Source organism: Embleya sp. NPDC005971 (assembly GCF_040629175.1).
Taxonomy (GTDB): Bacteria; Actinomycetota; Actinomycetes; order Streptomycetales; family Streptomycetaceae; genus Embleya.
The window spans coordinates 1-1,311 of sequence record NZ_JBEXUX010000192.1 but is presented as its reverse complement, the minus strand read 5'-3'; the positions used below and the strand labels follow the sequence as shown (position 1 = coordinate 1,311).

Annotated in this window: 2 protein-coding genes; one reads left to right on the top strand and one right to left on the bottom strand. The window is 67.3% G+C overall.

Features of this window, described 5'->3' with window-relative positions:
• Positions 1–97: 97 nt before the first annotated feature.
• Positions 98–529 carry a hypothetical protein gene (locus ABZ374_RS48545; RefSeq protein WP_360325270.1) on the bottom strand — a complete coding sequence of 144 codons (432 nt, stop codon included), beginning with the start codon at positions 527–529 and terminating at the stop codon, positions 98–100.
• Between the two features lie 67 nt (positions 530–596).
• Between ABZ374_RS48545 and ABZ374_RS48540 the strand changes: the two genes are divergently transcribed.
• A complete protein-coding gene (locus ABZ374_RS48540) occupies positions 597–1,088 on the top strand; it encodes an HIT family protein (protein ID WP_360325268.1) in 492 nt (163 codons plus the stop codon).
• Positions 1,089–1,311: the final 223 nt, after the last annotated feature.

Genomic DNA, 1,311 nt, shown 5'->3' with positions numbered 1-1,311 from the left:
CGGCGAGGCCGAGGCTTCTTCTTCCCCATGCTCTCCATGATGGACATCCTCCCCAGAGAGGCCAAAGCCCCTCATCCAGGGTGTCCGTCAAAGTGAATCAAGCCCACAACAAGACGGGACAGCGGGTCAGGTCGGCCAGTGTGCGGGCGGGCGTGGTGACCGACAGGCCCGACACCACCTGCCAGTCGGCGTCGTCGAGGTCTGCGACGTGCAGCACGGCCCCGCCGGCAACCGCGGGACGAGGATCGGGGCCGGGGACGGTGAACTCGGCGGCGGGTACGAGGCGCTCCTCGCCCGCGGCGCCGTCCGGTGCCGGCAGCAGCCATCGCGCGTACAGGGTCGGGAAGGGGTGACGGCCGCCGCCCCGTATCCGTAACACCGCGTCCTCGATGACCGGTTCGAGGAGTCGAGCGGCGAGCAGGTCCGCGATATCCGCGGAGGAGGCCCCGGCCACCGCGCATTGCTCGATCGTGAGGTGGCCGTGCTGTCGCTCGGCAGGATCGGCGAGTCGTACGACGAGATCCAACATCCCAACAGCCTGGTCAAAACCGGGACTTCCCCCCGCGCGGCGTCACGCGGCCCCTACGCTCGCGGACATGACGACACCCCCCGAGGACTGCCTCTCCTGTCGGCAGGACGCCTCGTACGACACCCTCCCGCCTCGTGCGCGGATCGCCTCCGACGTGCTGTGGAGGGTGACGCACTCGGTCGGCACGAGCCTGCCGGGTTGGCTGGTCCTGATCCCCCGGCGGCATGTGACCTCGATCGCGAACCTGACCGATGACGAAGCCTTCGGTTTGGGTCTGTGGCAGGTCCGCCTGTCGAGGGCACTGCACGAGACGACCGGCTGCGCCAAGACCTACGTGGCGCAGTTCGCCGAGAAGGCAGGATTCGAGCACGTCCACTTCCACGTGGTTCCTCGGATGGCGGATCTGGCTCCCGAGTTGCGCGGCCCCAAGGCGTTCGCCCTGTTGCACGCGCCCGAGGCCGAGCGAGTGTCGGCCGAAGAGATGGACCGTATGGCCCTCGCGATACGCACGCGCCTCGGACAGGAACACGGCCACGTTCATGACCCCCGGGTCGACTGACACTCCTCCCGGCCAATCCCGCTGACAGTGATGATGAGTCAGGCACCGTTCGGGAGGCTTGACTCGCCCACTGACTGACGCTTCGGCTGTCCTGAAAGTGAATCGTCGGCCCTTCGGACGGTGCCGTAGTGGGCTTGATCCACTTTGACGGACACCCTGGATGAGGGGCTTTGGCCTCTCTGGGGAGGATGTCCATCATGGAGAGCATGGGGAAGAAGAAGCC

What these genes read in the sequence shown, in the direction of transcription:
- ABZ374_RS48540 (WP_360325268.1), top strand. Translation starts at nt 597, where the DNA reads ATGACGACACCCCCCGAGGACTGCCTCTCCTGTCGGCAGGACGCCTCG.
- ABZ374_RS48545 (WP_360325270.1), bottom strand. Translation starts at nt 529, where the DNA reads ATGTTGGATCTCGTCGTACGACTCGCCGATCCTGCCGAGCGACAGCAC.